This window comes from Pseudomonas sp. H1_D04, assembly GCF_054683855.1.
On record NZ_CP162826.1, the window covers coordinates 4098063 to 4124796 of the forward strand.

General features: G+C 59.2%; 23 protein-coding genes and 1 tRNA gene. 21 read left to right on the forward strand and 3 right to left on the reverse strand.

What is annotated here, in order from left to right:
* The first annotated feature begins 27 nt into the window (after nucleotides 1-27).
* The 12 genes from pap (at nucleotide 28) to AB4N82_RS19020 (ending at nucleotide 13734) form a co-directional block, all read left to right on the forward strand.
* Nucleotides 28-1542 carry a polyphosphate:AMP phosphotransferase gene (gene pap / locus AB4N82_RS18965; protein ID WP_032888070.1) on the forward strand — a complete coding sequence of 505 codons (1515 nt, stop codon included), beginning with the start codon at nucleotides 28-30 and terminating at the stop codon, nucleotides 1540-1542.
* A gap of 1542 nt (nucleotides 1543-3084) precedes the next feature.
* Nucleotides 3085-4269, forward strand: a complete 1185-nt coding sequence (locus AB4N82_RS18970) for a thiolase family protein (protein ID WP_095185477.1) — start codon at nucleotides 3085-3087, stop codon at nucleotides 4267-4269.
* 504 nt (nucleotides 4270-4773) lie between these two features.
* Entirely contained in the window at nucleotides 4774-5295 is a 522-nt protein-coding gene (locus AB4N82_RS18975) for a fimbrial protein (RefSeq protein WP_032885959.1), read from the forward strand.
* A 50-nt stretch (nucleotides 5296-5345) separates the two neighbouring features.
* Nucleotides 5346-5906 (forward strand): fimbrial protein, encoded by a 561-nt coding sequence (locus AB4N82_RS18980; RefSeq protein ID WP_032885957.1) that lies wholly within the window; start codon nucleotides 5346-5348, stop codon nucleotides 5904-5906.
* A gap of 20 nt (nucleotides 5907-5926) precedes the next feature.
* Nucleotides 5927-8530, forward strand: coding sequence for an outer membrane usher protein (locus tag AB4N82_RS18985; protein ID WP_163034999.1), 2604 nt, complete (start codon nucleotides 5927-5929; stop codon nucleotides 8528-8530).
* Nucleotides 8527-9288, forward strand: coding sequence for a fimbria/pilus periplasmic chaperone (locus tag AB4N82_RS18990; protein WP_122680445.1), 762 nt, complete (start codon nucleotides 8527-8529; stop codon nucleotides 9286-9288). The genes AB4N82_RS18985 and AB4N82_RS18990 overlap by 4 nt, the downstream gene beginning before the upstream one ends.
* 17 nt (nucleotides 9289-9305) lie before the next feature.
* Nucleotides 9306-9887 carry a fimbrial protein gene (locus tag AB4N82_RS18995; RefSeq protein WP_032885954.1) on the forward strand — a complete coding sequence of 194 codons (582 nt, stop codon included), beginning with the start codon at nucleotides 9306-9308 and terminating at the stop codon, nucleotides 9885-9887.
* Between the two features lie 10 nt (nucleotides 9888-9897).
* A complete protein-coding gene (locus tag AB4N82_RS19000) occupies nucleotides 9898-10392 on the forward strand; it encodes a fimbrial protein (protein WP_233896878.1) in 495 nt (164 codons plus the stop codon).
* Nucleotides 10393-10417: 25 nt separating this feature from the next.
* Nucleotides 10418-10897 carry a fimbrial protein gene (locus AB4N82_RS19005; protein WP_032885951.1) on the forward strand — a complete coding sequence of 160 codons (480 nt, stop codon included), beginning with the start codon at nucleotides 10418-10420 and terminating at the stop codon, nucleotides 10895-10897.
* Between the two features lie 11 nt (nucleotides 10898-10908).
* Nucleotides 10909-11445, forward strand: a complete 537-nt coding sequence (locus AB4N82_RS19010) for a fimbrial protein (RefSeq protein WP_032885949.1) — start codon at nucleotides 10909-10911, stop codon at nucleotides 11443-11445.
* Between the two features lie 280 nt (nucleotides 11446-11725).
* On the forward strand, nucleotides 11726-12685 hold the full coding sequence (locus tag AB4N82_RS19015; protein ID WP_460102582.1) for a fimbrial protein: 960 nt from the start codon (nucleotides 11726-11728) through the stop codon (nucleotides 12683-12685).
* Nucleotides 12686-12777: 92 nt separating this feature from the next.
* Nucleotides 12778-13734, forward strand: coding sequence for a DMT family transporter (locus AB4N82_RS19020; protein WP_032885947.1), 957 nt, complete (start codon nucleotides 12778-12780; stop codon nucleotides 13732-13734).
* Here AB4N82_RS19020 and AB4N82_RS19025 read toward each other — a convergent pair.
* Nucleotides 13731-15119 (reverse strand): class II fumarate hydratase, encoded by a 1389-nt coding sequence (locus AB4N82_RS19025; protein ID WP_032885945.1) that lies wholly within the window; start codon nucleotides 15117-15119, stop codon nucleotides 13731-13733. The genes AB4N82_RS19020 and AB4N82_RS19025 overlap by 4 nt on opposite strands.
* Before the next feature lie 179 nt (nucleotides 15120-15298).
* Between AB4N82_RS19025 and AB4N82_RS19030 the strand changes: the two genes are divergently transcribed.
* The 7 genes from AB4N82_RS19030 to AB4N82_RS19060 all read left to right on the forward strand — a co-directional run bounded on the left by AB4N82_RS19030 (nucleotide 15299) and on the right by AB4N82_RS19060 (nucleotide 22971).
* Nucleotides 15299-15814 (forward strand): DUF2059 domain-containing protein, encoded by a 516-nt coding sequence (locus AB4N82_RS19030; RefSeq protein ID WP_032885944.1) that lies wholly within the window; start codon nucleotides 15299-15301, stop codon nucleotides 15812-15814.
* Between the two features lie 6 nt (nucleotides 15815-15820).
* Nucleotides 15821-16114 (forward strand): BolA family protein, encoded by a 294-nt coding sequence (locus AB4N82_RS19035; protein WP_032885943.1) that lies wholly within the window; start codon nucleotides 15821-15823, stop codon nucleotides 16112-16114.
* Between the two features lie 101 nt (nucleotides 16115-16215).
* The gene (gene trhO / locus AB4N82_RS19040) at nucleotides 16216-17157 is read left to right on the forward strand and encodes an oxygen-dependent tRNA uridine(34) hydroxylase TrhO (RefSeq protein WP_122764614.1); all 942 of its coding nucleotides are present in this window, start codon (nucleotides 16216-16218) and stop codon (nucleotides 17155-17157) included.
* A 36-nt stretch (nucleotides 17158-17193) separates the two neighbouring features.
* On the forward strand, nucleotides 17194-17799 hold the full coding sequence (locus tag AB4N82_RS19045) for a DsbA family protein (RefSeq protein WP_179180049.1): 606 nt from the start codon (nucleotides 17194-17196) through the stop codon (nucleotides 17797-17799).
* A complete protein-coding gene (locus AB4N82_RS19050) occupies nucleotides 17789-19591 on the forward strand; it encodes an ABC transporter ATP-binding protein (RefSeq protein ID WP_122756963.1) in 1803 nt (600 codons plus the stop codon). The genes AB4N82_RS19045 and AB4N82_RS19050 overlap by 11 nt, the downstream gene beginning before the upstream one ends.
* A 71-nt stretch (nucleotides 19592-19662) precedes the next feature.
* Nucleotides 19663-22125: an EAL domain-containing protein gene (locus AB4N82_RS19055; protein ID WP_032885937.1), complete on the forward strand. Its 2463-nt coding sequence runs from the start codon at nucleotides 19663-19665 to the stop codon at nucleotides 22123-22125.
* A 78-nt stretch (nucleotides 22126-22203) separates the two neighbouring features.
* Nucleotides 22204-22971 carry a TenA family transcriptional regulator gene (locus tag AB4N82_RS19060; RefSeq protein WP_185160056.1) on the forward strand — a complete coding sequence of 256 codons (768 nt, stop codon included), beginning with the start codon at nucleotides 22204-22206 and terminating at the stop codon, nucleotides 22969-22971.
* Nucleotides 22972-22991: 20 nt separating this feature from the next.
* Here the strand turns inward: AB4N82_RS19060 and AB4N82_RS19065 are convergent, their stop codons facing one another.
* Nucleotides 22992-23918: a GGDEF domain-containing protein gene (locus tag AB4N82_RS19065; protein ID WP_032885934.1), complete on the reverse strand. Its 927-nt coding sequence runs from the start codon at nucleotides 23916-23918 to the stop codon at nucleotides 22992-22994.
* A 281-nt stretch (nucleotides 23919-24199) separates the two neighbouring features.
* On the reverse strand, nucleotides 24200-25342 hold the full coding sequence (gene lldD, locus AB4N82_RS19070; RefSeq protein WP_122764616.1) for an FMN-dependent L-lactate dehydrogenase LldD: 1143 nt from the start codon (nucleotides 25340-25342) through the stop codon (nucleotides 24200-24202).
* A gap of 101 nt (nucleotides 25343-25443) precedes the next feature.
* Between lldD and AB4N82_RS19075 the strand changes: the two genes are divergently transcribed.
* Together AB4N82_RS19075 and AB4N82_RS19080 are read left to right on the forward strand one after the other, a co-directional pair.
* Nucleotides 25444-26340, forward strand: coding sequence for a LysR family transcriptional regulator (locus tag AB4N82_RS19075; protein ID WP_122764617.1), 897 nt, complete (start codon nucleotides 25444-25446; stop codon nucleotides 26338-26340).
* 60 nt (nucleotides 26341-26400) lie between these two features.
* Nucleotides 26401-26476, forward strand: a tRNA-Asn gene (locus AB4N82_RS19080).
* Nucleotides 26477-26734 lie beyond the last annotated feature (258 nt).

A 26734-nucleotide genomic window follows, 5' to 3' on the forward strand; every position in this document is an offset into this window, starting at 1 on the left:
TTGATTGATCTTGGAAGGGAGTTGCCCATGTTCGAATCCGCAGAAATTGGTCACGCCGTCGACAAAGACACCTACGACGCCGAAGTGCCGGCCCTGCGTGAAGCGTTGTTGGAAGTGCAGTACGAGCTGCAACAGCAAAAGCGCTTCCCGGTGATCATCCTGATTAATGGCGTAGAAGGTGCTGGCAAAGGCGAGACCGTCAAGCTGCTCAATGAGTGGATGGACCCGCGCCTGATCGAAGTCCGTACCTTCGATCAGCAAACCGATGAGGAACTGGCCCGCCCGCCGGCCTGGCGGTACTGGCGGCAGTTGCCCGCCAAGGGCCGCATGGGTGTCTTTTTCGGCAACTGGTACAGCCAGATGCTGCAAGGCCGCGTACATGGGCAGATCAAGGACGCGCGTCTCGATCAGGCCATCGCCGGTGCCGAGCGCCTGGAAAAAATGCTCTGTGATGAAGGTGCGCTGATCTTCAAATTCTGGTTTCACCTTTCCAAGAAACAGATGAAGGCGCGGCTAAAGGCCTTGGCCGACGACCCACTGCACAGTTGGCGCATCAGCCCGCTGGACTGGCAGCAATCACAGACCTACGACAAGTTCGTGCACTTTGGCGAGCGGGTGCTGCGTCGCACCAGCCGCGACTACGCGCCGTGGCATGTGATCGAAGGTGTCGACAGCAATTACCGCAGCCTCACCGTGGGCAAGCTATTGCTCGAAGGCATGCAAACCGCGTTGAAACTGCCCAAAGGCAAGGCCAGCGGCATGAACCCCGCGCCGCTGATACCGTCGGTGGACAAGAAGGGGCTGCTCGACAGCCTCGACTTGAGCCAGCATCTGGACAAGGACGATTACGAAGAACAACTGATCACCGAACAGGCGCGCTTCTCCGGCCTGATGCGTGACAAACGCATGCGCAAGCACGCCTTGATCACGGTGTTCGAAGGCAATGATGCGGCGGGCAAGGGCGGCGCGATTCGCCGGGTTGCAGCGGCGCTGGACCCACGCCAATACCATATCGTGCCGATTGCCGCGCCCAGTGAGGACGAACGCGCCCAACCGTACCTATGGCGGTTCTGGCAGAAGATCCCGGCGCGCGGCATGTTCACCGTGTTCGACCGCTCGTGGTACGGCCGCGTGCTGGTGGAGCGAGTCGAAGGTTTCTGCTCTGCGGCGGACTGGATGCGCGCCTATGGCGAGATCAATGACTTTGAAGAACAACTGCGTGATGCGGGCGTGATCGTGGTCAAGTTCTGGCTGGCGATTGACAAGGACACGCAGCTGGAACGCTTTCAGGCCCGTGAGGAAATCCCTTTCAAACGCTTCAAAATCACCGAAGACGACTGGCGCAACCGCGACAAGTGGGACGACTACCGCGCGGCGGTGGGCGATATGGTTGACCGTACCAGCACCGAAATCTCGCCCTGGACCCTGGTGGAGGCCAATGACAAGCGCTGGGCGCGGGTCAAGGTGCTGCGCACGATTAACCTCGCTTTAGAAGAAGCGTTCGCCAAGTCCGACAAGCACGATAAAAAGAAGAAGAAATAACTACGCGGTTTGCGCGCCGTGCTGGTTGGGGAGCGCAGACTTTTTTGGTGAGCAGGCGTTGTGTGGTGCGTTTGCTTTTTGTGGTGAACCGGCTGTGTATGGTGAGTTAGTTTTTTGTAGTGAGCAGGCTTGCCCTGCGCTGGGGCGCGAAGCGGCCCCAATCCAGTCGCCGCGTTTCTCCAGGCCAAACCCAATGGCCGGTTTTAGGGCCGCTTCGCAGCCCAGCGCAGGGCAAGCCTGCTCACCACAAAGGTTGTGTTCGCCATTCAGGTATAGGCTCACCGCAAAGAGCCTGTTCACCTCAACAATCGACCCCTCCCGTGCGGGTTGAGGAGAGCAGGCGTATTTGTGGTGGCTGTGCTTTTTGGGGGGAGCCGTCTGTGTGTGGTGACTGTCCTTTTTTTGTGGTGAACCGGCTGTGTGTGGTGAGTTTGCTTTTTGTGGTGAGCAGGCTTGCCCTGCGCTGGGGCGCGAAGCGGCCCCAATCCAGTCGCCGCGTTTCTCCAGGCAGAACCCAATGGCCGGTTCTAGGTCCGCTTCGCAGCCCAGCGCAGGACAAGCCTGCTCACCACAGAAAGGTTGTGTTCGCCATCAGGTATAGGCTCACCGCAAAGAGTCTGTTCACCTCAACAAACGACCCCACCCGTGCGGCTTGAGGAGAGCAGGCTTTTTTGTGGCGACTGTGATTTTTGGGGTGAACCGGCTGTGTGTGGTGAGTTTTCTTTTTGTGGTGAGAAGGTTTTGTATGGTGGGTTCGCTTTTTGTAGTGAGCAGGCTTGCCCTGCGCTGGGGTGCGAAGCGGCCCCAATCCAGTCGCCGCGTTTCTCCAGGCAGAACCCAATGGCCGGTTTTAGGGCCGCTTCGCAGCCCAGCGCAGGGCAAGCCTGCTCACCACAGAAAGGTTGTGTTCGCCATCAGGTATAGGCTCACCGCAAAGAGTCTGTTCACCTCAACAAACGACCTCACCCGTGCGGCTTGAGGAGAGCAGGCGTGTTTGTGGTGACTGTGCTTTTTGTGGTGAACCGGCTGTGTGTGGTGAGTTTGCTTTTTGTAGTGAGCAGGCTTGTCCTGCGCTGGGGCGCGAAGCGGCCCCAATCCAGTCGCCGCGTTTCTCCAGGCAGAACCCAATGGCCGGTTTTAGGGCCGCTTCGCAGCCCAGCGCAGGGCAAGCCTGCTCACCACAAAAAGGTTGTGTTCGCCATCAGGTATAGGCTCACCGCAAACAGCCCGTTCACCTCAACAAACGACCCCACCCGTGCTGGTTGAGGAGAGCAGGCTTTTTTGCGGTGATTGTGCTTTTTGGGGTGAGCCGGCTGTGTGTGGTCACTTTGCTTTTTGTAGTGAGCCGGCTGTGTGTGGTGACTTTGCTTTTTGTCGTGAGCAGGCTTGCCCAGCGCCGGGGCGTGAAGCGGTCCCACCCCAAAGTCCCACTGCTTCAACCAGCCATGGTTTTGTATATGCCGGGTGAATGATCATCGCGGTTGCCTGGGCCTGGATCTATCCTCGATCCATCGCCCAACAACCACAAGATCGAGGTAGCCCATGCGTGAAGTAGTCATCGTCGACAGCGTACGAACCGGCCTGGCCAAGTCCTTTCGCGGCAAGTTCAACCAGACCCGTCCGGATGACATGGCGGCTCATTGCGTCAACGCGCTGCTCACCCGCAACGGCATCGACCCGGCGACGGTTGAAGATTGCATCGTCGGCGCGGGCTCCAATGAGGGGGCCCAGGGCTACAACATCGGGCGTAACGTGGCGGTGCTGTCGCAACTGGGCACTGGCACGGCGGGCATGACCCTCAACCGTTTCTGCTCATCGGGCTTGCAGGCGATTGCCATCGCTGCCAACCAGATCGCCTCGGGCTGCAGCGACATCATCGTCGCCGGTGGCGTCGAGTCCATCAGCCTGACCATGAAAAGCGTCAACACCGACAACCTGATCAACCCGCTGCTCAAAGAGCAAGTACCAGGCATTTACTTCCCCATGGGCCAGACCGCCGAAATCGTCGCGCGCCGCTACAACGTCAGCCGCGAAGAACAGGATCTCTACGCCCTGCAAAGCCAGCAACGTACCGCCCAAGCCCAGGCCGATGGTTTGTTCAATGACGAAATCGTGCCGATGGCGGTCAAGTATAAGGTCGAGGACAAAAACACCGGCGCGGTGCAGATTCTCGACGGCGTGGTCGATCGCGACGACTGCAACCGCCCCGACACCACCCTGGCGAGCCTGCAAGGCTTGAAACCAGTGTTCGCCGAGGACGGCTCGGTGACAGCGGGTAACTCGTCGCAACTGTCCGACGGCGCCTCGATGACCCTGGTGATGAGCCTGGAAAAAGCCCTGGAACTGGGGCTCAAGCCCAAGGCGTTTTTCCGTGGCTTCACCGTGGCTGGCTGCGAGCCGGACGAAATGGGCATCGGTCCGGTGTTCTCAGTGCCCAAGCTGCTCAAGGCGCGTGGCTTGCAAGTGGCGGATATCGACCTGTGGGAACTCAACGAAGCGTTTGCCTCGCAGTGCCTGTACGCGCGCAATCGTCTGGAAATCGACAACGCCAAATACAACGTCAACGGCGGATCGATTTCCATCGGCCACCCGTTCGGCATGACCGGTTCGCGGCAAGTGGGGCATCTGGTGCGTGAGTTGCAACGGCGTAACCTGCGTTATGGCGTCGTCACCATGTGCGTAGGTGGCGGCATGGGCGCCACCGGTTTGTTTGAGGTCGCACGCTAGTCACTTGAGTTTCGCGCTTCGGGTCGTTCGTACTCGATCAATGCAGAGGGGGGCTTGTCCTCCCTTTGCGCATCTGCTGTTCAGTTATCTCAAAACCGCACTTTTAGTTGCTTGCTTAGTTGGGGGGTTCCAACGGGAGCGGTGATTTTTTAGTGCCTGTAATCTTATTCTTACAGATATAATCTTGGTTAAAATATTCTCATTAATCTGCGTGTAGTCTAATTCCTTCAGCACTTTTTAAAGTTTTGGCAGATTGCCATGTTTTTCCTGCGAGTGTTAGTGGCTCACGGCTACTTCGTTAAGGGAAATGGACGGCTTACTTGTTTGTGCGTCATGTACAAACTTTCCCTGTGTTGAGCGGTGTCGCGAATTGCAATGCAATAAGTTGGAAAAACAACTTGGCGGTCACCGACTTAATGGCACGGGTCACACCGTTTGTTTAATCAGTCCTGCGCTGACGCGTTGCAGGACGCCTTATGACATTTGATAAGTGGGAAATTGTGAATGAAAACTAAACTGAAAACTGTGCTCTTGGCTGTCGGCGTTTTGGCGGGGACTGCGTCCGTTGCTCAGGCCGCGGATGGAACGGTCACGTTTCTGGGCTCGGTACATTCGGGCGCCTGCTCCATCAAACCTGACTCCGTCGATCAGACCATCCGACTGGGTGCGATCGCCAAACACCAGTTGGAATCAGGCGGCAAGTCCGAGGCCCGTCGTTTGCTGATCGAGCTTGAAGGCTGCGACTTGTCCAACCTCACCGACAATACCGTCACCACGACCTTCACGGGAGCACCTTCCAGCGTTGTTCCAGGGGCGATCGGCACGGTGGGTGGCGCCGGCGGCGTGGGCATCATGATGACCCACGGCGGTGACGTGGTTGAGCTTGGCGTTCCTACAACTCCGCAGATCATTGCTGCTGGCAATAACACGCTGGAGTTCGGGGCTTACGTCCAAGGTGCCGCCACGGGCGCCATCACTCCTGGCGATTTCAGCGCAGTCACCAATTTCACCTTGGCTTATCAGTAAGTGTTTCCCCCGCCACCGCGGGTGGCGGGGGACGCTGTCGGGAGATCCAGGTGAAAACATTCATGCGTTTCGCTATCGCTTCTTCACTAACGACGTTGGTCTGCCCTTACGTTTTTGCGCAAGAGGCCTCACAGGGCGAGGGCGTTGTCCTGCTTGGGGGACAAGTCGTCGACTCAGCCTGCGGGTTGGAGCTGGCCAGTATCGACCAGACCATCGAGATGCCACCAGAGCCGGTTGGCCGGCTTTTACGTAACACGCGCGGAGAAGACCATCCCTTCCAGTTGCGCCTGATCAATTGCTCGTTGACTCGGCCGGACCCGTTGCGCCCGGGGGTAACTCTGCCTGATTGGGAGCATATGCGAGTGACGTTTGACGGCCCCACCGACAGGCTAGGGCTCTCCTTTGCGGTGTTTGGCGACTCGCAGGGGGTCGCCCTGCACATTGTGGACGCCGCCGGCGAAGAGAGTATTCCGGGTCAGCGGATGGCACCGACACCGTTGGCGGAGGGCGATATGACACTCAACTACAGATTCTATCTGGTCGGCAATGGACTGCCGCTGGTGGCGGGACCCCACAGCGCCGCAGTGCGGTTCAAGTTGGAATATTTTTGAACATTGATGGGCAGGCATGCATGTTGAATACGGCGAAGATCAAAAATACGCTGCGCCCGGGCCTGTTTGGTGGGCTTATATCACTGGCGGGAAGTGCATTGGGCGCCGCAGATATCGAGTTTAATACGGACGTTCTTGACCTGATTGATCGCACTAATATTGACTTGTCTCAGTTTGCGCGCAGCGGGTTTATTTTACCCGGCACTTATTCGATGGTTGTGCAGATAAACGGTCAGCCTATTGCTGAACAACCGGTGGCGTTCTATCCGCCCGATAATGATCCCAAGGGTAGCCAGGCCTGTTTGTCCCACAGTCTTGTGGAACAGTTGGGCCTTAAAGTGTCCGAAGCCGACAAACTGGCATGGTGGAAAGGCGGCGAGTGCCTGGACATTCAAAGTTTGCCTGGCATGGACGTCCAGGGTGATCTGGCCAGCTCCACGCTGAGCATCAACTTGCCCCAGGCATACCTTGAGTACAGCGCCATCAACTGGGATCCGCCTTCACGCTGGGATGAAGGCGTGCCGGGGCTGTTGATCGATTACAGCCTGACGGCGCAGTCCAACTATCAACGAAACGACGGTAACCGCAAAAACCTCAGTGGCAATGGCACCGTGGGGGCTAACGCCGGTGCCTGGCGCCTCAGGGCGGACTGGCAAGGGCGCGTCGAGAGCGGCCGACAAGAAGCCGCAGGGCCTCAAAAGCTGGAGTGGAGCCGCTACTACGCGTATCGCGCTATTCCGGCGTTGAGAGCGCGCCTGTTAGTGGGTGAGAACTACCTGTATTCGGATCTGTTTGACAGCTTCCGCTTTACCGGTGCCGCGCTGAACTCTGATGAAAGCCAGTTACCACCCAACCTGCGTGGTTACGCGCCGGAAGTTGTCGGGGTGGCCAAAACCAATGCGAAAGTCATCATCAGCCAGCAGGGGCGCGTGCTCTACGAAACCCTGGTGGCGGCAGGCCCCTTTCGCATTCAGGACTTGCAGGACGCGGTGACGGGCAAGTTGGACGTGCGGATCGAAGAACAGGATGGCGTGGTAAACAGCTTCCAGATCGACACGGCGGGTGTTCCCTACCTGACGCGTCCGGGCCAAGTGCGTTACAAGCTGGCCGCGGGTCGACCGTCCAATCTGCAATACGGTGCGGATGGCGACTTTTTCGGTACCGGGGAGTTTTCCTGGGGGATTAGCAATGGCTGGTCGTTGTTCGGCGGCGGCATGACCGACAACAACTACCGAGCCGTGTCCGTGGGCGCAGGGCGCGACTTGCTGGCGTTCGGCGCCGTTTCGCTGGACGTGACGCAGTCGCGCGCCCATGTGTGGAACGAGACGCTCTCGGGTAAATCCTACCGCCTTCAATACTCCAAGAACTTTGAAGAGTATGACAGCCAAGTAACCTTCGCCGGTTACCGGTTTTCCGAGAAGAATTTCTTGAGTATGAGTGAGTACCTGGACGCCCGGCATTACGGGTTGAACGGCGAACTCGGCGGGCGCGGCGATTATCGCGATTCAAGCGAGGGCTGGAAGCCTATTGGCGGCAGCAAGGCGCTTTATACGGTGACGGTCAACAAACAGTTTCGTGACCTGGGCGCTACCGTCTACGCCAGTTACCACAAGCAAACCTATTGGGACCGGCCGGACACTCAGCGTTGGAACCTGTCGTTGTCGCGTTACTTCAATGTGGGCACGGTCAAGAATATGAACCTGTCCCTGAATATGTATCGCACCCAGGAATACAACTACAACGACAACGGCATGGCGCTGACGGTCAGCCTACCGTTTGGACGCACCGGCACCCTGTCGGCGGATGCCAATAGGGCCGCCGGCAAGAACACCTTTGCAACCCGCTACAGCGATCGGATCGATGAGCGCAACAGCTACCAGCTCAGTGCCAGCAATGCCTACGGCAGTGGGTATCTGAGTCATATGGGGGATCAGGCCGACATCGATATCAGCGCCAGTACGCAAGAGGGTGGCTACAGCAGTCTGGGTGTGTCTGCCCGTGGTGGTGGCACGCTCACGGCCCACGGTGCGGCTCTGCACCGTACCACCAGCACCGGCGGCACGCGCCTGATGATCGATACCGGTGGGGTGCCCGATGTCCCTGTTCGCGGTTACGGCTCACCGACTCGCAGTAACGTCTTTGGCAAGGCTGTCATCTCCGACATCAGCAGCTACCAGCGTACGGTGGCCAGCGTTGATCTGGAGCGCTTGCCGAGCAATGTCGAAGCGACTGAGTCGGTCACCCAGTTAACGCTCACCGAAGGAGCGATTGGTTACCGCACGCTGGATGTGATTGCCGGCGAAAAAGCCATGGCCATTCTGCGCCTGCCGGATGGCAGTTCACCGCCCTTCGGCGCGACGGTGAAGAACATGAAGCAACAGGACACCGGGATTGTGAATGACAGCGGCAGTGTCTACCTGAGTGGCTTGCGGGCTGGCGAGCAGATGGTCGTCAGTTGGGGCGGCGACGAACAATGCGTCCTTACGCTTCCCGCCATCCTGCCCGTTGATGGTTTGACGGACACCTTGCAACTGGGCTGCCACAGGATCGCCGCAACCCCATCCTTGCCCGGGCCAGCCACGCTGACCGGGGAACTTATCGATACGGAGAACACAGCCTCATGATGCTTGATATGCGCCTCACCCCTCCGGCTTTCGTGCTCCTGGCTCTGGGTTTGAGCCAGAGTGCCGGCGCCGCCGTCGGCCTGGACCGTACCCGCGTTATTTTTGATGGCGGCAAAGATGCCACCAGCGTGAGCATTACCAACAACAATACCCAGCTGCCGTATCTGGCCCAAGGCTGGATTGAGGATGAGGCGGGTAAAAAAATCACCTCGCCCTTGATCGTGCTCCCGCCGGTTCAACGCTTGGAGCCTGGTAAACAAAGCCAGGTGAAAGTTCAGGCTTTACCGGCAGCCAAGTCGTTACCGCAGGATCGGGAGACGGTCTACTACTTCAACTTGAGGGAAATCCCGCCGCGCAGCGATAAATCCAACACCCTGCAAATTGCATTGCAGACCCGCATCAAGTTGTTCTATCGACCACAAGCTATTACGCCAAGCCAGCAAGACCTGTCCAACCCCTGGCAGCAGAAACTGACCCTGACCCGCGAAGGCGATCAATACCGGGTTAACAACCCGACGCCTTATTACGTGACCCTGGTGGATGCGCGCAGCAGCAAGGACGGCAAAACCGCGCCGGGCTTCGCGCCGCTGATGATCCCGCCCAAAGACGCATTGACCTTGGGCCCCACGGCCAGCGCACTGGGTACGGCCCCTTACCTGGCCTATGTGAATGATTACGGCGGCCGTCCGCTTCTGGCCTTCACCTGCAATGGCAACACGTGCCAGGTGAACACGCAGGCCGCATTGCCGAAAGAGTAATGCGGCTGGAGAACGTCATGAAATCGAACAATGTGAAGGTCTTGGGCAGCTTGTTGTGGATCCTGGCGATGGGCGTACACGCCGAGGATGACGAGGATATTGAAGGTATGAGCGGGATGCTGAATGTGCTCGGGTCCATGCATGAATCGCCTTGCAGCCTGGAGATGGCGTCACTGCATCAAACGGTTGATCTGGACGCCGTGTCGAGCAGCCAGCTGCAGCGGCCCGGTGACCAGGCGACTGCTAAGGCTTTTCAACTGCGCTTTACCGATTGCCAGCGCACCGCCGGCCGTGTGCGCAGTGAACGCACCGGCAACCTGGTATGGAGTGCCTACCAACCCGTGCTGTCGGTGGCGTTTTCTGCGCCTGCCGATCCCGATGATCCACGGCTGGTCAAAGTGCAAGGCATCACCGGGATGGGCCTGCAATTGACCGACGCCCTGGGCCGGGACGTCCAGTTGGGTTCAAGGGGCGAAGCTTTGTTTCTGCCCGTGGGACGCAACATTCAGACCTGGCACGTACGGCCCACACGCACCGCTGCGCCACTGACCAGTGGCGCATTCAGGGCCGTGGTGGATTTCAGGCTCAACTATGAGTAAGGGCAGAGCGATGGATAGACCAATCAGCCCACGGGCCATTCTGATCGCTGTTTGCCTGATAGGGGCCGTCAGCCAGAGTGTGCAGGCACAGACCAATTTGACGATTCGCGCGGTCATCATTGCCCCTCCACCGTGTGTCATTAACAGTGGCAATACGCTGGACGTGCCGTTTGGCAATGACTTGCAGACGTCACGGGTGGACGGGGTGAATTATCGTCGCGATGTGCCGTACACCGTCACCTGCAGCGCTCCCCACAGCAATGCGTTGACCCTGGCGCTCAACGGCACAGGCGCCTCGTTTGACAGCCGCGTGCTCTCTACGCGCAAGGCGGACCTTGGGGTCAAGCTGTTCGTGAACGGCGCTGACTGGCCGCTCAACACCCGGGTGAACTTTACCTATCCCAATTTCCCGGTGGTGCAGGCGGTGCCCGTCAAACGCGCGGGCAGCCAACTGAGCGGCGGGGCGTTCGATGCCGCTGCGACCCTTGTGGTCGATTACCAATGACGGCGACCTATATGAGGAACGACCAATGAAGGTTTGGCCACAGCGAGCATTGCTCGCGCTGTGCTCCATCGGCCTGTGCAATGTTGCATCGGCCAACCTGACGTTCAGCGGTACGTTGAACGAGCCGCCACCCTGCACGATTGAAGGTGGCAAGACCATTGAAGTCGACTTTGGCGACGTCGGGGTCAAGCGCATTGATGGTGTGAAATACCGAAAAGGTATCGGTTACGCGATTAATTGCGGCACCGACACGTTGCCGTGGGCGTTGAAGTTGAGTGTCAACGGCACCCCCACCGCGTTTGATGGCTCTGCCGTGCAGACCAGCGTGCCGGCGTTGGGTATTCGGGTTTTTCAGAACAGCCTGCCATTGCCCCTCAATACGCCAATGGACATCACCCTGTCGTCACCGCCGACATTGGAAGTCGTTCCGGTGCAACAGCCCGGGGCAGTCCTGACGCCGGCCCGGTTTACGGCGGTGGCCACGTTGTTGGCCGAATACCAGTAGGAGCTGAGTCGATGCGATATGAAATTGTGCATAAGGGTGCGTTGGCAGTGCTGCTCGTCCTCGGCCTGACCCCCTTGGGGTATGCGGCGGACAACCTGAGCTTCAAGGGCAACCTGGTTGAAGAGGCCTGCACACTGCGCCCCGGTGATGAGGCCGTAACTCTGGAATTGTGGGACCTGACCAGCAAATACCTCTATCTCAACACGCGATCCGTGGGCAAGCGTTTCAGGCTGCACCTGGAGGATTGTGACACCACGATCGGCGACTCGGTGACCATCATGTTCGGCGGCACGGAAAACACCGCGCTGCCCGGTTTGCTCGCGCTCGATGGCGGCAGTGGTGCCTCGGGGATCGGGGTGGGCATGGAAACGCTGAGTGACAAGCCCTTGCCCTTGAATGCCGTCAGCGACAGGCAACTGCTGAGCGATGGCAGCAATGTCATTGAACTCAAGGCCTACGTACAGGGCGAGCCGAATGCGATCAGGGATCAAACCATCGGGCACGGCGCGTACACGGTGACCTCCACTTTTACATTGGACTATCCGTAATCGTTCACAGCTGAAAGTGGCCTTGGCTAACCTCCAGCGCCTCCGGGGGGGCTGCAAGGCACGGCGTGACGTGCGATGGGTATTCGGATTTTTCACGACAGCTTGCCAGTGCCCCTCATTACGTCAGTGGACATCACCTTTTCGTCACTGCCGACATTGAAGGTGGTGGCAGTGCACATAAAAAGCCTCAGGCGAACCTCAACGCTCTCTCGGGCGGCTTTGACGCACACGGTGAAAGCGCGTTGGGTCACGCGGGGAGACAGGCAAAGAGAGATTAGAAATGAAACGATTATTTGGAACCACGGTGCTTCTCGTCTTGATTGGCGTGACTACAAACTTGCGCGCTGCTGAGTGCCGGGTAGACGGTGGGGCGTGGATAGGCGGAAACCCTAACCTGCAGGTTCCCGTCATGGTTCAGGCGGATGCTGATAAGACACGTATCATGCTTGAGGGCGCGAATCTGGAGTGCAGGTTTAAACCCTTCCCGGGCTTTCCTCCCTCGAGAGAGGACTACTGGCGAACCTCGACCAGTGTCGGTTCGGCCTGGACTCCAGGCCCAAAGTTTGCCGCCCAAATCACCGGCCTTCGTATAAATGGAGCGTTTTACAACAATCCCGTTCCCAACGGCATTTATATCGCCACGATGCCCAATAACCTCATCGGTTATCCCATCAATGTGACCCCTTACATCATGCTGCGTAACAATCCCAGCAACCCCATCGACATTCGCGTAGGGGACGCCCTCGGCGTGCTGCGTCTGCAGCAGACAAACAATTACGACACATCCTCGGCGAGTCTGACGGTCACTTATTACGCCGCCAACAATTTCACCATCTCGCCCTCAACCTGCACGATCAACAATAACAACCCGATCGAAATCAACTTCGGCGACGTCCACCAACGGGCAATCGGCACCGATCCGCTGTCAACGTCCGTGGTCAGTAACCGCAGACTCACTTACTCCTGCCCGGACGGCGGAATCAACACACCGATCACCATTACTTATAAAGGCACGCGCTCCTCGTTCGACTCGCGGCTGTTGCTCATGAGCAATGCCGACGTGGGCACGGCGCTCGTGCGCGGCGGGGCTGCGGTAGCCGTTAACGGTTCATTCCTCACCCGAATCACCAACAGTGTGGGCGGAGACGATGTGACGTTTTCGCTGGTGCGGCGAACCGGCTCACTGCCGACTCCGGGGGCTATCAGCGGCAGCGGTGTACTGGTGATGGGGGTGCCATGAATCGGTCTGCGGCAGATGAATGATCGATACCCAAAACACACCGCATCGCCCTAGAATGCCAGCTCCTCCACCTCTGGTTTTTTGGGGCACTCATGCACATCTCTTCCGGCCGCTGGGTCTATGGCTTTGGCTTGACCCTGCTGACCGCGTTCCTCTGGGGCATTCTGCCGATCAAACTCAAGCAAGTGCTGCAGGTGATGGACCCGATCACCGTCACCTGGTTTCGCCTGACCGTGGCCGGCGGTTGTCTGTTCGTCTACCTTGCGGCCACCAAGCGTCTGCCCAGCCGCAAAGTGCTCGGCCCCAAGGGCGGTTGGCTGGTGGCGATGGCGGTATGCGGCCTGGTGGGCAACTACGTGTTGTACCTGGTGGGCCTGAAATCGCTCAGCCCCGGCACCGCACAGTTGGTCGTGCAGATGGGGCCGATCTTTTTGATGATCGCCAGCGTGTTTGTGTTCAAGGAGCGTTTCAGCCGCGGGCAAGTGGTGGGATTGGTCGTCTTGATCGCAGGCTTCGGCCTGTTCTTCAACCAGCGCCTGGAGGAATTACTGACGTCCCTCGGCACTTACACCGCCGGGGTGCTGACGATCCTGCTCGCCACCTCGATCTGGGTGTTCTATGCCTTGGGTCAGAAGCAATTGTTGACCGTGTGGAATTCGCTGCAAGTCATGATGGTGATCTACCTCACCTGCGCTTTGTTGCTCACGCCCTGGGCCCATCCGTTGGAAGCGCTGCAACTGAGCCCGCTGCAAGGCTGGCTGCTGTTGGCGTGCTGCATGAATACGCTGGTGGCCTACGGCGCGTTTGCCGAAGCCCTGGCCCATTGGGAAGCCTCGCGGGTGAGTGCGACCCTGGCGCTCACGCCGCTGGTGACCTTTGTAGCGGTCGCCTTGGCGGCCTGGCTATGGCCAGACTACGTGCAGGCCGAAGAGATCAACGCCCTGGGCTATGCCGGGGCGCTGGTGGTGGTGCTGGGGTCGGCGACTGTCGCGCTGGCGCCGTCGTTGCTCGCCGGGCTCAAGGCCCGGCGGCTGCGTTTGGCGTCTTAATGCCCGGCTTCGAGCATATTTTCCGGGCGTACCCACTGGTCGAACTCTTCGTCAGTGAGGTAGCCCAACTCCAGCGCGGCTTCCCGTAGCGTCAGCCCCTCGGCGTAGGCTTTCTTGGCGATCTCTGCTGATTTGTCGTAGCCGATATGCGGGTTGAGCGCCGTCACCAGCATCAGTCCGCGCTCCAGGTGTTCGGCCATTTTCTCAGCGTCGGGCTCCAGGCCGGCAATGCAATGCTCCTGAAAGTTATTGCAGCCATCGGCGAGCAGGCGGATCGACTCCAGCAGGTTGTGGATGATCACCGGCTTGTACACGTTCAACTGCAAGTGTCCCTGGCTCGCGGCGATACCGATGGTCACGTCGTTGCCCAGTACTTGGCAGGCGAGCATCGACAGCGCTTCGCACTGCGTCGGGTTGACCTTGCCCGGCATGATCGAACTGCCCGGCTCGTTGGCCGGCAGCTTCACTTCCGCAAGCCCAGCACGCGGTCCGGAACCGAGCAGGCGCAGGTCGTTGGCGATTTTCATCAGGGCCACGGCCAGGGTTTTCAGGGCGCCGTGCAACGTCACTAGCGGCTCATGGCCGGAGAGGGCGGCGAATTTGTTCGGTGCGGTGACGAATGGCAGCCCCGAGAGCGCTGCCAACTCGGCTGCAATGGCTTCGCCAAAACCATGGGGCGAATTGAGCCCGGTGCCCACGGCCGTACCGCCCTGGGCCAGTTCACACACTTGGGGCAGGGCACTGCGGATTGCGCGTTCGGCGTAGTCGAGTTGGGCGATAAACGCCGAGAGTTCCTGGCCGAACGTGATCGGCGTGGCGTCCATCATGTGCGTGCGGCCGGTCTTGACCAGCTTCATATGCCGCGCGGCTTGCTCGGCCAGACCGCCGGAAAGCGTAGCGATCGCCGGTAACAAACGTTGATGGACGGCCTGCACCGCCGCAATGCTCATGGCCGTCGGGAAGCAATCATTGGAACTCTGGGAACGGTTCACATGGTCGTTTGGGTGTACCGGGCTCTTGCCGCCGCGTTGATTGCCTGCCAGTTCGTTGGCACGGCCGGCGATCACTTCATTGGCGTTCATGTTGCTCTGGGTGCCGCTGCCGGTCTGCCACACCACTAATGGGAATTGGTCGTCATGGTTGCCGGCGAGGACTTCATCGGCGGCCTGTTCGATCAGGCGGGCGATGTCGGCGGGCAGGTCGCCGTTGCGGTCGTTGACCCGCGCGGCAGCCTTTTTGATCAGGGTCAGGGCGTGCAATACCGGCAAGGGCATGCGCTGGTCGCCGATGGCGAAATTCACCAGCGAGCGTTGGGTCTGGGCGCCCCAGTAAGCGTCATCCGGGACATGCACTTCTCCCAGGCTGTCGGTTTCGATACGGCTCATCGGGCACACTCCTTAGGTTCGTTTGCGCAGTTTAGGCCGTGATTGACCTAGTGGGTTCCCTAAAAGACTTTTCATCGGGCAATCCGCGCCCGGCAAGGCCTGGGGTTGAGCCGCGAGGTTTTTTAGGCGCAGAATGGGCGCCCTTGGGGTCTTACCTCGCCAGCTAGAAAGGAAACTCGATGACTCGTCTTCGTGCCATCTGTACCGCGGTTGCTCTGGTTTGCGCCAGCGGCCAGGTTTTTGCCGATACCGCCAGCCACAACGCCAGTGCCGAAGCCTTCCTTACCCTGGCCCATGCCGACAAGCTGGGTACCCCGGTGTACATGCAAGTGCAGCAAATGTTCGCCCAGCGTTTCGAGCAGACCAAGGCGCCTGCCGCCAAGCAGTCCGTACTGGACAGCTACCAGGCCAAGGCCAACGCCGCCCTGGACCAAGCTATCGGCTGGCCGAAGCTGAAGCCGGACATGGTCAAGCTCTACACCACCAATTTCAGCGAATCCGAGCTCAAGGACCTGGTAGCGTTCTACCAGTCGCCACTGGGCAAGAAAGTCCTGGAAAAAATGCCACAACTGACCCAGCAATCGGCCCAGATGACTCAGGCCAAGCTGGAAAGCGCCGTTCCGGTGGTCAACAAGCTGTTGGAAGACATGACCAACGAGCTGACGCCTAAAGCCGCTCCGGCCAAGAAGAAGTAAGCAGGAATGATCATGCAACAGCGTATCGAAACGGCGCTCGCCGCCCTGGACCCGCAACACTTGAGCGTGCTGGATGAAAGCCATATGCACAGCCGTGGGTTGCAGACCCACTTCAAGGCCGTGCTGGTCAGTCAGCAGTTCGAAGGGCTCAATCGCGTCAAGCGCCACCAGAAGGTCTACGCCACCCTGGGTGACCTGATGAGCGAGTTTCATGCGCTGGCGCTGCATACCTACACGCCTGAAGAATGGGCGACAATCGACGCAGCCCCGGCCTCGCCGACCTGCGCCGGCGGACATTGACGGGTTATCCCTGATAGAATCCGCAACGCGCCGCTTAGCCGGCGCGTTTTTTTTGCATCCGGTTCACCCTTTACGAGGGTAGCCACCTGGAGAGAACACCCATGACTCAACCGATTGTCGTGGCGGCACTGTATAAGTTCGTCACCCTCGAAGATTACGTCGCTCTGCGCGAGCCCTTGCTGCAGGCGATGGTCGACAACGGCATCAAAGGCACCTTGCTGATCGCCGAAGAAGGCATCAACGGCACCGTTTCCGGTAGCCGCGAAGGCATTGATGGCCTGATGGCCTGGCTGAAGAACGACCCACGCATGGACGACATCGATCACAAAGAGTCGTACTGCGAGGACCAACCGTTCTACCGCACCAAGGTCAAGCTCAAGAAAGAGATCGTGACCCTGGGCGTAGAAGGCGTCGACCCGAACAAAAAGGTCGGCACCTACGTCGACCCGAAAGACTGGAATGCCCTGATCAGCGACCCGGAAGTGCTGCTGATCGACACTCGTAACGATTACGAAGTGTCCATTGGCACCTTTGAAGGCGCAATCGACCCGAAAACCACCAGTTTTCGCGAATTTCCCGACTATATCAAAGCCAACTTCGACCCGGCCAAGCACAAGAAAGTCGCCATGTTCTGCACCGGCGGCATTCGGTGCGAGAAAGCGTCGAGCTACATGCTCAGCGAAGGTTATGGCGAGGTTTACCACCTCAAGGGCGGCATCCTGAAGTACCTCGAAGAGGTGCCTCAGGCAGAAACCAAGTGGCAGGGCGACTGCTTTGTTTTCGATAATCGCGTGACCGTTCGCCACGACTTGAGCGAAGGCGACTACGATCAATGTCATGCCTGCCGCACACCTGTGAGCGTCGAAGACCGCGCCTCCGAGCACTACGTGGCCGGCATCAGCTGCCCTCATTGCTGGGATAAGCTGCCGGAGAAAACCCGCCGCAGCGCGATCGACCGGCAAAAGCAGATTGAACTGGCCAAGGCCCGCAATATGCCGCACCCGATTGGCTTCAACTACAAGAAAACCCCTTCCGAGGCCTGACCTATGTCCGCGCGCCTGCTCTATGTAATGGATCCGATGTGTTCCTGGTGCTGGGGCTTTGCCCCGGTGGCGCAGGCGCTGGTTGAGCAGGCCCAAGCGGCCGGTGTGGACGTGCACCTGGTGGTGGGCGGCTTGCGCACCGGCAGTGGCGCGGCGCTGGAGCCGACGACCCGACGCTACATCCTCGAACACTGGCAGGCCGTCACTGAAGCCACGGGCCAGCCGTTCAAGCGCGAAGGCGCGCTGCCCGACGGTTTTGTGTATGACACCGAGCCGGCCTGCCGCGCCATCGTCACCGCCCGTAGCCTGGCGCCGGATTGTGCCTGGAAACTGCTGGGCCTGATCCAACGTGCGTTTTATGTGGAGGGGCGCGACGTGACCCTTGCCAGCGTGCTGGTTGAGCTGGCCGAGCAGGCGGGCATCCCGCGTATCGAGTTTGCCGGTGCGTTTGACCGCGCCGAGCAGCACGCGGCCACGGCGGCGGACTTTACGTGGGTGCAGGACCTGGGTATCGCCGGTTTCCCGACATTGTTGGCCGAGCGCAATGGTCAGTTGGCATTGCTCACCAACGGCTATCAGCCGCTGACGGAACTGTCGCCATTGCTCGCCCGATGGCTGGAGCGAGCAACCTGTGCAGGATGAGCCTAAACGCATTGACCGTCTGACCTGGGCGGAAATTCGCCGCCTGGCCTTGCGTCACAAGAAATCCCTGTGGATCGCCAATGGTGTTGCCGTGCTGGCGACCTTGTGCAGTGTGCCCATCCCCTTGCTGTTGCCGTTGCTGGTGGACGAAGTGCTGCTGGGCCATGGTGATGCCGCGCTCAAGGTGATGAATCACGCATTGCCCCTGGGTTGGCAGAAGGCCGCCGGTTATATCGGCCTGATGCTGGTGGTCACCCTGGCCCTGCGTTGCGGCGCACTGGTGTTCAACGTGGTACAGGCGCGGCTGTTTGCGCGGTTGGCCAAAGACATTGTGTACCGCATTCGCGTGCGTCTGATCGAGCGGCTCAAGCGCATCTCCCTGGGCGAATACGAAAGCCTGGGCAGCGGCACGGTCACCACTCACCTGGTCACCGACCTGGATACCCTGGATAAATTCGTCGGCGAAACCCTCAGCCGCTTTCTGGTGGCGATGCTGACGCTGATCGGCACGTCGGCGATCCTGGTATGGATGCACTGGCAACTGGCATTGCTGATCCTGCTGTTCAACCCGTTGGTGATCTACGCCACGGTACAGTTGGGCAAGCGCGTCAAACACCTCAAGAAGTTGGAAAACGACAGCACCTCACGCTTCACCCAAGCCCTGACTGAAACCCTCGACGCTATCCAGGAAGTCCGCGCCGGCAACCGCCAGGGCTTTTTCCTCGGGCGCCTGGGCCAGCGCGCCCAGGAAGTGCGTGACTACGCGATCCATTCCCAGTGGAAAACCGACGCGTCCAGCCGCGCCAGCGGGTTGCTGTTCCAGTTCGGCATCGACATCTTCCGCGCAGCGGCAATGCTCACCGTGCTGTTTTCCGACCTGTCCATCGGCCAGATGCTCGCGGTGTTCAGCTACCTGTGGTTCATGATCGGCCCGGTTGAACAATTATTGAATCTGCAATACGCCTACTACGCGGCGGGCGGGGCGCTGACGCGCATCAATGAACTGCTGGCGCGTGCCGACGAGCCGCAATACGCCGGGGGTGAAGACCCGTTTACCGGGCGTGAAACCGTCGGCATCGAAGTGCGCGGCCTGGATTTCGGTTATGGCGATGATCTGGTGCTCGATCAACTGAACCTGCAAATTGCTCCCGGCGAAAAAGTCGCGATTGTCGGCGCCAGCGGTGGCGGTAAAAGCACCCTGGTGCAACTGCTGCTCGGGCTGTACACGCCGCAGGCGGGCACTATCCGATTTGGCGGTGCAACCCAGCAGGAGATCGGCCTCGAGACTATCCGCGAGCACGTCGCGGTGGTGCTGCAACACCCGGCGCTGTTCAACGATACCGTGCGTGCCAACCTGACCATGGGCCGCGAGCGCAGTGACCAGGCCTGCTGGCAGGCCCTTGAAATTGCCCAGTTGGAGGCTACGGTTAAAGCGTTGCCTCAGGGTCTGGACAGCGTAGTGGGGCGTTCCGGGGTGCGTTTTTCCGGTGGCCAGCGTCAGCGCCTGGCGATTGCGCGCATGGTGTTGGCCGAACCCAAAGTGGTGATACTCGACGAAGCGACCTCCGCCCTGGATGCCGCCACTGAATACAACCTGCATCAGGCGCTGGCGCGGTTCCTCAGCGGGCGTACTACACTGATCATCGCGCACCGTCTGTCGGCGGTAAAACAAGCCGATCGAGTCTTAGTGTTTGACGGTGGTCATATCGCTGAGGATGGCGACCATCAGCAGTTGATTGCCGATGGTGGTTTGTACGCAAAACTGTATGGGCATTTGCAACAAGTACGTTGATTTAGCCTAGGCTGTGCTATCCGAATGAGTGTTTTGCGTGCGTATCCAGCAGTGCATATGCAAGGGAATTCATGAAGCAAAAGCGGACTCTAGGAACGCCTAGGCTGTTGGGCATTGTCTGGCCCTTTATCGCCGTCGTGCTGTTCCAGGCATTATTGGGCTGCGTCAGTCTCTACATGCTCTCAGCGGTACGAGGCTATGTGGGCGGCGAGAGCTTATGGTCCAAGGGCCAGAAGGACGCCATCTATTATCTGACGCTCTATGCCGACAACCGCGACCAAGCCACCTACCTCAAATACCAGCAAGCCATCGCCGTGCCTCAGGGCGGGCACGAACTGCGCATTGCCCTGGACCGCCCCAAGCCTGACTTGGAGGCCGCACGTCTGGGCATTCTCAAGGGCGGCAACCATCCGGATGACGTCAACAGCCTGATCTGGCTGTACCTCAACTTCCGACATTTCAGCTACCTGGAAAAAGCCATCGAACTGTGGACAGTAGGGGATGGCTACCTGGTTCAACTGGATGAGCTGGCCCGCGAGATGCACAGCGCAATCAGGGCCGATCAAGTCAACCCTAACGATGTGCGGCAGTGGAAGGCCCATATCACGGCCATCAACGAAGGCGTGACGCCGGCTGCCAAGGCCTTCAGCGATGCTCTGGGCGAAGGCTCGCGCATGATTCTGCGGTTGCTGCTGATCACCAACCTGGCAACCGCCCTGGGCCTGATCGTGCTGGCGCTGTTGCGTACCCATAAGCTGCTGACGCAGCGTCATGCCTTCGCCGATGCCTTGCAGGCCGAGAAGGAGCGGGCGCAGATCACCCTGGAGTCAATTGGCGACGGGGTGATTACCACCGATGTAGACGGTGCAATCACCTATATGAACCCCGCCGCCGAGGCCATGACCCACTGGAACTCTGGCCAGGCTCAGGGCCTGCCCCTGGCGGCGCTGTTCAACCTGCTGGATGACGACGCCCAACCCGATGGATTTACCCTGATCGAGCACATCGTCAAGGGGCAGTTTAAGGGGGGCAGCGAGCATTCAAAAACCATCCAGCGCCTGGACGGCAGTACGGTATCCGTCACCCTGGTGGGCGCACCGATCAGAAGCGCCGGCAAAATCAGCGGTGCGGTGCTGGTGCTGCACGATATGACCCAGGAGCGCCAATACATTGCCAACCTGTCGTGGCAGGCCACGCATGACGCCTTGACCGGCCTGGCCAACCGCCGCGAATTTGAATACCGGCTGGAACAGGTCCTGCACATGGCGCAGCAACCTGAGGGCGGGCGGCATGCGTTGATGTTCCTCGACCTCGACCAGTTCAAGCTGGTCAACGACACCTGCGGCCATGCGGCGGGAGATGAGTTGCTGCGGCATATCTGCGCGCTGCTGCAATCGGACCTGCGTGAGGGCGACACCCTGGCGCGCCTAGGCGGCGACGAATTCGGCATCCTGCTGGAGAATTGCCCGGCGGCTGCGGCGGAAAAAATCGCCGAGAGCCTGCGCCACACGGTGCAGAGCCTGCATTTTGTGTGGAAGGGCCGGCCGTTCATGACCTCCGTGAGCATTGGCCTGGTGCATATCTCGCAAACCCCGACCACCTTGGAGACTTCGCTGCGCGCCGCCGATATGGCCTGCTACATGGCTAAGGAAAAAGGCCGCAACCGCGTGCAGGTTTACCACGCTGACGACTCGGAGCTGTCCGTGCGTTTTGGCGAGATGGCCTGGGTGCAGCGCCTGCACATGGCACTGGAGGAGAACCGGTTTTGCCTGTACGCCCAGGAAATCTCACCGCTGGGAAACACCGATGCTGGCAACGGGCATATCGAAATCCTGCTTCGCCTGCATGATGAGGCGGGTCGAACCATCCTCCCCGACAGCTTTATCCCTGCCGCCGAGCGTTACGGTTTGATGACGTCCCTCGACCGTTGGGTGGTCGAGAACGTGTTCAAGATCATCGCCCGTTGCATGCACGAGCGTCCGGGCCGGCCTATGGCCATGTGTGCGATAAATCTGTCAGGAATCACCATTGGCGATGATGATTTTCTCGGGTTTTTACATGAGAAATTCGGCACTTACGGCATCCCGCCAGAAATGATTTGTTTTGAAATAACTGAAACCAGCGCAATAGCAAATTTAGGCAGTGCCATTCGCTTTATTAATGAACTCAAGGCCTTAGGTTGCCATTTCTCCCTGGATGATTTTTGCGCCGGGATGTCCTCGTTCGCGTATCTGAAACATTTACCTGTAGACTTCCTGAAGATCGATGGAAGTTTCGTAAAGGATATGCTGGACGACCCGATTAACCGCGCAATGGTCGAAGTGATCAATCACATCGGCCACGTCATGGGTAAGCGCACAATTGCCGAGTTTGTTGAAACACCGCACATCGAACAGGCGTTACTCGATATTGGTGTGGATTACGCTCAGGGCTACCTGATTGAACGACCGCAATTGTTTACCTTTGATAGTTTGCAGTGTCGACCTGTGCGGCCGCAGCCTCTGTTATTGAAGGCGCCCGGCACATTCCGCTGAAACATTTGCTGGTCTGTAAATCACACTTAAAAAGGAGCCTTAACAGTGATCGACACCTTCAACAGAACCGGCCCGCTTATGGAAGCCTCAAGCTACCCCGTCTGGGCTCAGCAATTGATCCAGGACTGTAGTGAGAGCAAGCGCCGAGTTGTCGAGCACGAACTGTACCAACGCATGCGTGACAACACGCTCAGCGCCAAGACCATGCGTCACTACCTCATTGGTGGCTGGCCTGTGGTGGAACAGTTTGCCTTGTACATGGCACAGAACCTCACCAAGACCAAATTTGCGCGCCATCCAGGAGAGGACATGGCGCGACGTTGGCTGATGCGCAATATCCGCGTGGAGCTGAACCACGCCGACTATTGGGTGCATTGGGCCCGCGCCCACGGAGTCAGCCTCGAAGAGCTGCAGGCCCAGAATGTACCGCCGGAGCTGCATGCGCTGAGTCATTGGTGCTGGCACACCAGCTCATCCGATTCGTTGATCGTGGCCGTGGCTGCGACTAACTATGCCATCGAGGGGGCGACTGGGGAGTGGTCGGCCGTGGTCTGTTCCACCGGTGTTTACGCGGCAGCTTTCCCCGAGGAAGACCGCAAGCGTGCGATGAAGTGGCTGAAGATGCACGCCCAGTACGACGACGCTCACCCTTGGGAAGCCCTGGAAATCATCTGCACCCTGGCCGGCATGAACCCGACCAAGGCGTTGCAGGCAGAGCTGCGCCAGGCCGTGTGCAAGAGCTATGACTACATGTACCTGTTCCTGGAAAGCTGCATGCGCTTGGAAAAAGACAAGCCAGCCACCGCCGTGCGTGAACGCCCGCTGCGCGTCGCCAGCGAAGCTTGATGTAACGCGATGGCGGGGTTCTACCCCGCCATTGCCAAGCGGTTACGGCCTTCGCGCTTGGCCACGTACAACGCGTTGTCGGCCCGGCGCAACAGGCTTTCGACCGACTCGGCGGCCAGCAAGGTCGAACAACCGAGGCTTACCGTCAATTCGATCCGCTTTCCATCCGCCCAGTAATCCTGAGCCTGTGCTGCCTGCCGCAGCCGCTCGCCCACCATCGCCGCCGCATCCCGGCCGGTGTTGGAGAGCAGGATCAGAAACTCCTCCCCGCCAAACCGAAACACCATGTCCACGTTACGCAACTGGGCCTTGATGGCCGCTGCGACGGTGCGCAGTACGGTATCGCCGGCCGCGTGACCGTGGGTGTCGTTGATTACCTTGAAGTGGTCGATGTCCAGCATCAGCAAGGACAATGGGTGCAGGTGCCGGCGCGCCATGTCTATTTCCCGTTGCAGAGTCTGGTCCATGGCAATGCGATTGCCCGTCTCGGTCAGCGGGTCACGCAGCGCGCTACGGGTCGCGGCGCGATAGAGCAGGGCATTGCGCATCGGGTAGAGCAGGGTGGCCAGCAGTGACTCAAGCTGACCGAGTTCGTCTTCGGCGAGGCGTTGGTTGCGACGGAAGATCAGCTCACCCAAGTGTTCGCCTTCATGGCTGAGGCTGTAATTCACCGAGTGGTGGCCGCGCTGGCCGAACTCCAGCCGCAGATCACTGGCCTGATGGCGATAGTGCAGGGCATCAAGGGGCACCAAGCGCTGGATCTCACGGAAGAACAACCCGAGGATGCGATCCGGCTCCAGGCTGGTCTGCAATTGCATTCCCAGTTGCTGGCGAAGTTGCGCGACGGTCGTCGGGCGGCGAGGCAGGAGCGATGGCTGGCCAAATCCCAGGCGTTGCAATTTGGCACTGTCGAAGTCAATTGCGTTGGTCTGGGTAGGTGTTTTCATAAGCGATCGGCCTCTAAGCTCTTAGCTGTCTTACAGGCTCGATGAGAGTGGCGAGTGCCAAGCGTCTAACTGTTCCTTCAGTTCCGTAAAACATTGGGAACAGTTTAGACCGCTTTGCAAAGCGTTATAACCCTTGGGTGCCCCCGCACGTCATGTCATCGCTTAGCCTGCTTGAACGTGGTTAGAGCGAGATTCATGCCATTTCGTTTACTTTAAAAATAATCCTTATGAATCAACGGCCTTTTTTCACGCAGCAAAAGGCCATCGGCGCATGACGTCAGTTATTTGGCTGATTGAACCAAAGTGGTGTGGTCAATTTGGTCAATTGATGTGACGCCAGTGAGTGTCATCGCCACGCGCATTTCCTTGGCAAAGATGTCCAGCAGGTTCTCCACGCCATGCTGCCCGTCGGCGGCCAACGCGTAGGCGGTGGCACGCCCCAGCAGGCAGGCCTTGGCACCCAGGGCCAGCATGCGCACCACGTCGAGCCCGGAGCGGATGCCGGAGTCCACCAGCACCGTCAGCTCATCGCCCACGGCTTCGGCAATCGGTGGCAACGCTTTGGCAGTGGACAACACGCCGTCCAACTGGCGGCCGCCATGGTTGGAGACCACGATGGCATCGGCGCCAAAACTCACGGCGTCCTTGGCGTCCTGGGGGTCGAGGATGCCCTTGATGATCATCGGGCCTTTCCAGAACTCGCGGATCCACTCCAGGTCTTTCCAACTGATGGACGGGTCGAAATTGTTCGCCAGCCAGCCGATGTAGTCTTCCAGGTGGGTAGGCTTGCCGAGGTATTTGGAGATATTGCCCAGGTCGTGTGGACGGCCCATCAAGCCCACGTCGAAGGTCCATTGCGGTTTTGTGACCGCCTGCAGCATGCGCCGTTGCGCCGCAAACGGCCCGGACATGCCCGAGTGGGCATCACGGTAGCGTGCGCCCGGCGTGGGCATGTCGACGGTGAACACCAGCGTGGTGACGCCGGCCGCCTGGGCGCGCTCCAGCGCATTACGCATAAATCCGCGGTCCTTGAGCACGTAGAGCTGGAACCAGATCGACTGCGAGCTCTGGGAGGCCACTTCTTCGATCGGGCACACCGACACCGTCGACAAACAGAACGGAATACCCTTGTTGGCCGCCGCCTTCGCCGCCTGCACTTCGCCGCGCCGCGCGTACATGCCGGTCAGGCCCACGGGGCTGAGGATCACCGGCATGTCCAGTTCCTGGCCGAATAGCGTGGTCTTGAGGCTCAGGTTGTCGACATTGCGCAGGATGCGCTGGCGCAGGCTGATCTCGGCCAGGTCCGAACTGTTCGCGCGCATCGTGTGCTCGGCGTAGGCGCCGCCGTCGATGTAGTCGAACAGGAAGCGCGGGAGCTTGCGCTTGGCGGCAGCGCGGTAGTCAGAGGCGGACGAAATGATCATGCACGGAATCTCGGCAAGGCAAGGTGCCTCCAAGATAGGCAAACTTCTGTCATGATAAAAACAACTTTTATCGCTAGTAGTCAGTCGAAAAAGGAATACTGATGAACCTGAGAACACTGCGTGCCTTTGTCGAAGTGGTTCGCCAAGGCGGTTTCTCTCAAGCCGCTGAAGTGGTGTCCCTGACCCAGTCGAGTGTGAGCAAGGCGATCAAAACCCTGGAGGACGAACTGGGCATGCCACTGCTCAACCGCCTTGGCCATCGCAATCAACTCACCGCCGCTGGCGAAATCGCCTACAGCCGCGCCCTGGTTTTGCTGGCCGAACACAACGATCTGGTCGCCGAGATCAATGACTTGCGTGGTCTCAGACGCGGTGTATTGCGCATCGGCCTGCCGCCGGTGGGCTGTGGCGTGTTGTTTGCGACGATGTTTGCCACCTATCGCACACGCTACCCCGACATCGACATCGAACTGACCGAGTACGGCAGTAAACGACTGCGTGAATGCCTGGAAGCAGGTGAGGTCGACCTGGCGGCCCTCTTGCTGCCCATAGACGAAGGTTTCGACTACCAACCCGTGCGTAACGAACCGCTGATGGCCGTCCTGCCGATCAGCCACCCCCTGGCCCAGCGCAAACGAATCGACTTCACCGACCTGGCAGATTCGCCATTTATCCTGTTCGAAGCCGGCTTCGCCCTCAACGCCAAAATCCTCGCCGCGTGCGAGCGCAAAGGCGTGCAACCGCGTGTGGCAGCGCGCAGCGGCCAGATCGACTTTATCGTCGACTTAGTATCCGCCGGCCTCGGCGCGGCCTTCCTGCCGCGCATGCTCGCGCACAAGCACCAACACCCCGGCATCGCCCTGATCCCCCTGGACGAACCTCATACCGACTGGCACATCGCCCTGGCTTGGCGAGCCAGCGCCCACTTGCCACCCGCCGCTCGGGCCTGGTTGGAATTGGCCAAGGAGTCACAGCTTTCAACCGGCCATCCGGATTAATCGCCCGGAATGTTATTGAAAGCTTGACTTCTCCTTTTCAATCAGTAACATACGGCGCATTCCGCGATAGCTCAGTTGGTAGAGCAAATGACTGTTAATCATTGGGTCCCTGGTTCGAGTCCAGGTCGTGGAGCCAGATAGAGAAAGCCTGCAGAGATGCAGGCTTTTTTTTGCCTTGGATTTCTCCGGGGCGATAGAAGCGCACAGCATGAGTGCATCTCGCGATGGCCTTGGCGCGCCGGTGCGTCAGCCGGTCTTCACGCAATCTTCGGTGCGAGTAAAATTTTTTTGTGGGCGCCGCTTGAAATTTTTCCCCTGATCCTACTTAGGTTTTACGCGATGCCGAATGCGGGTCGCGTATCAAATCACTTGGAGAAAACTCAGGAGATTTTGC

Coding starts and splice junctions, on each gene's coding strand:
- pap (WP_032888070.1), top strand. CDS start 28: ATGTTCGAATCCGCAGAAATTGGTCACGCCGTCGACAAAGACACCTAC.
- AB4N82_RS18970 (WP_095185477.1), top strand. CDS start 3,085: ATGCGTGAAGTAGTCATCGTCGACAGCGTACGAACCGGCCTGGCCAAG.
- AB4N82_RS18975 (WP_032885959.1), top strand. CDS start 4,774: ATGAAAACTAAACTGAAAACTGTGCTCTTGGCTGTCGGCGTTTTGGCG.
- AB4N82_RS18985 (WP_163034999.1), top strand. CDS start 5,927: ATGTTGAATACGGCGAAGATCAAAAATACGCTGCGCCCGGGCCTGTTT.
- AB4N82_RS18990 (WP_122680445.1), top strand. CDS start 8,527: ATGATGCTTGATATGCGCCTCACCCCTCCGGCTTTCGTGCTCCTGGCT.
- AB4N82_RS18995 (WP_032885954.1), top strand. CDS start 9,306: ATGAAATCGAACAATGTGAAGGTCTTGGGCAGCTTGTTGTGGATCCTG.
- AB4N82_RS19000 (WP_233896878.1), top strand. CDS start 9,898: ATGGATAGACCAATCAGCCCACGGGCCATTCTGATCGCTGTTTGCCTG.
- AB4N82_RS19005 (WP_032885951.1), top strand. CDS start 10,418: ATGAAGGTTTGGCCACAGCGAGCATTGCTCGCGCTGTGCTCCATCGGC.
- AB4N82_RS19010 (WP_032885949.1), top strand. CDS start 10,909: ATGCGATATGAAATTGTGCATAAGGGTGCGTTGGCAGTGCTGCTCGTC.
- AB4N82_RS19015 (WP_460102582.1), top strand. CDS start 11,726: ATGAAACGATTATTTGGAACCACGGTGCTTCTCGTCTTGATTGGCGTG.
- AB4N82_RS19020 (WP_032885947.1), top strand. CDS start 12,778: ATGCACATCTCTTCCGGCCGCTGGGTCTATGGCTTTGGCTTGACCCTG.
- AB4N82_RS19025 (WP_032885945.1), bottom strand. CDS start 15,119: ATGAGCCGTATCGAAACCGACAGCCTGGGAGAAGTGCATGTCCCGGAT.
- AB4N82_RS19030 (WP_032885944.1), top strand. CDS start 15,299: ATGACTCGTCTTCGTGCCATCTGTACCGCGGTTGCTCTGGTTTGCGCC.
- AB4N82_RS19035 (WP_032885943.1), top strand. CDS start 15,821: ATGATCATGCAACAGCGTATCGAAACGGCGCTCGCCGCCCTGGACCCG.
- trhO (WP_122764614.1), top strand. CDS start 16,216: ATGACTCAACCGATTGTCGTGGCGGCACTGTATAAGTTCGTCACCCTC.
- AB4N82_RS19045 (WP_179180049.1), top strand. CDS start 17,194: ATGTGTTCCTGGTGCTGGGGCTTTGCCCCGGTGGCGCAGGCGCTGGTT.
- AB4N82_RS19055 (WP_032885937.1), top strand. CDS start 19,663: ATGAAGCAAAAGCGGACTCTAGGAACGCCTAGGCTGTTGGGCATTGTC.
- AB4N82_RS19060 (WP_185160056.1), top strand. CDS start 22,204: ATGGAAGCCTCAAGCTACCCCGTCTGGGCTCAGCAATTGATCCAGGAC.
- AB4N82_RS19065 (WP_032885934.1), bottom strand. CDS start 23,918: ATGAAAACACCTACCCAGACCAACGCAATTGACTTCGACAGTGCCAAA.
- lldD (WP_122764616.1), bottom strand. CDS start 25,342: ATGATCATTTCGTCCGCCTCTGACTACCGCGCTGCCGCCAAGCGCAAG.
- AB4N82_RS19075 (WP_122764617.1), top strand. CDS start 25,444: ATGAACCTGAGAACACTGCGTGCCTTTGTCGAAGTGGTTCGCCAAGGC.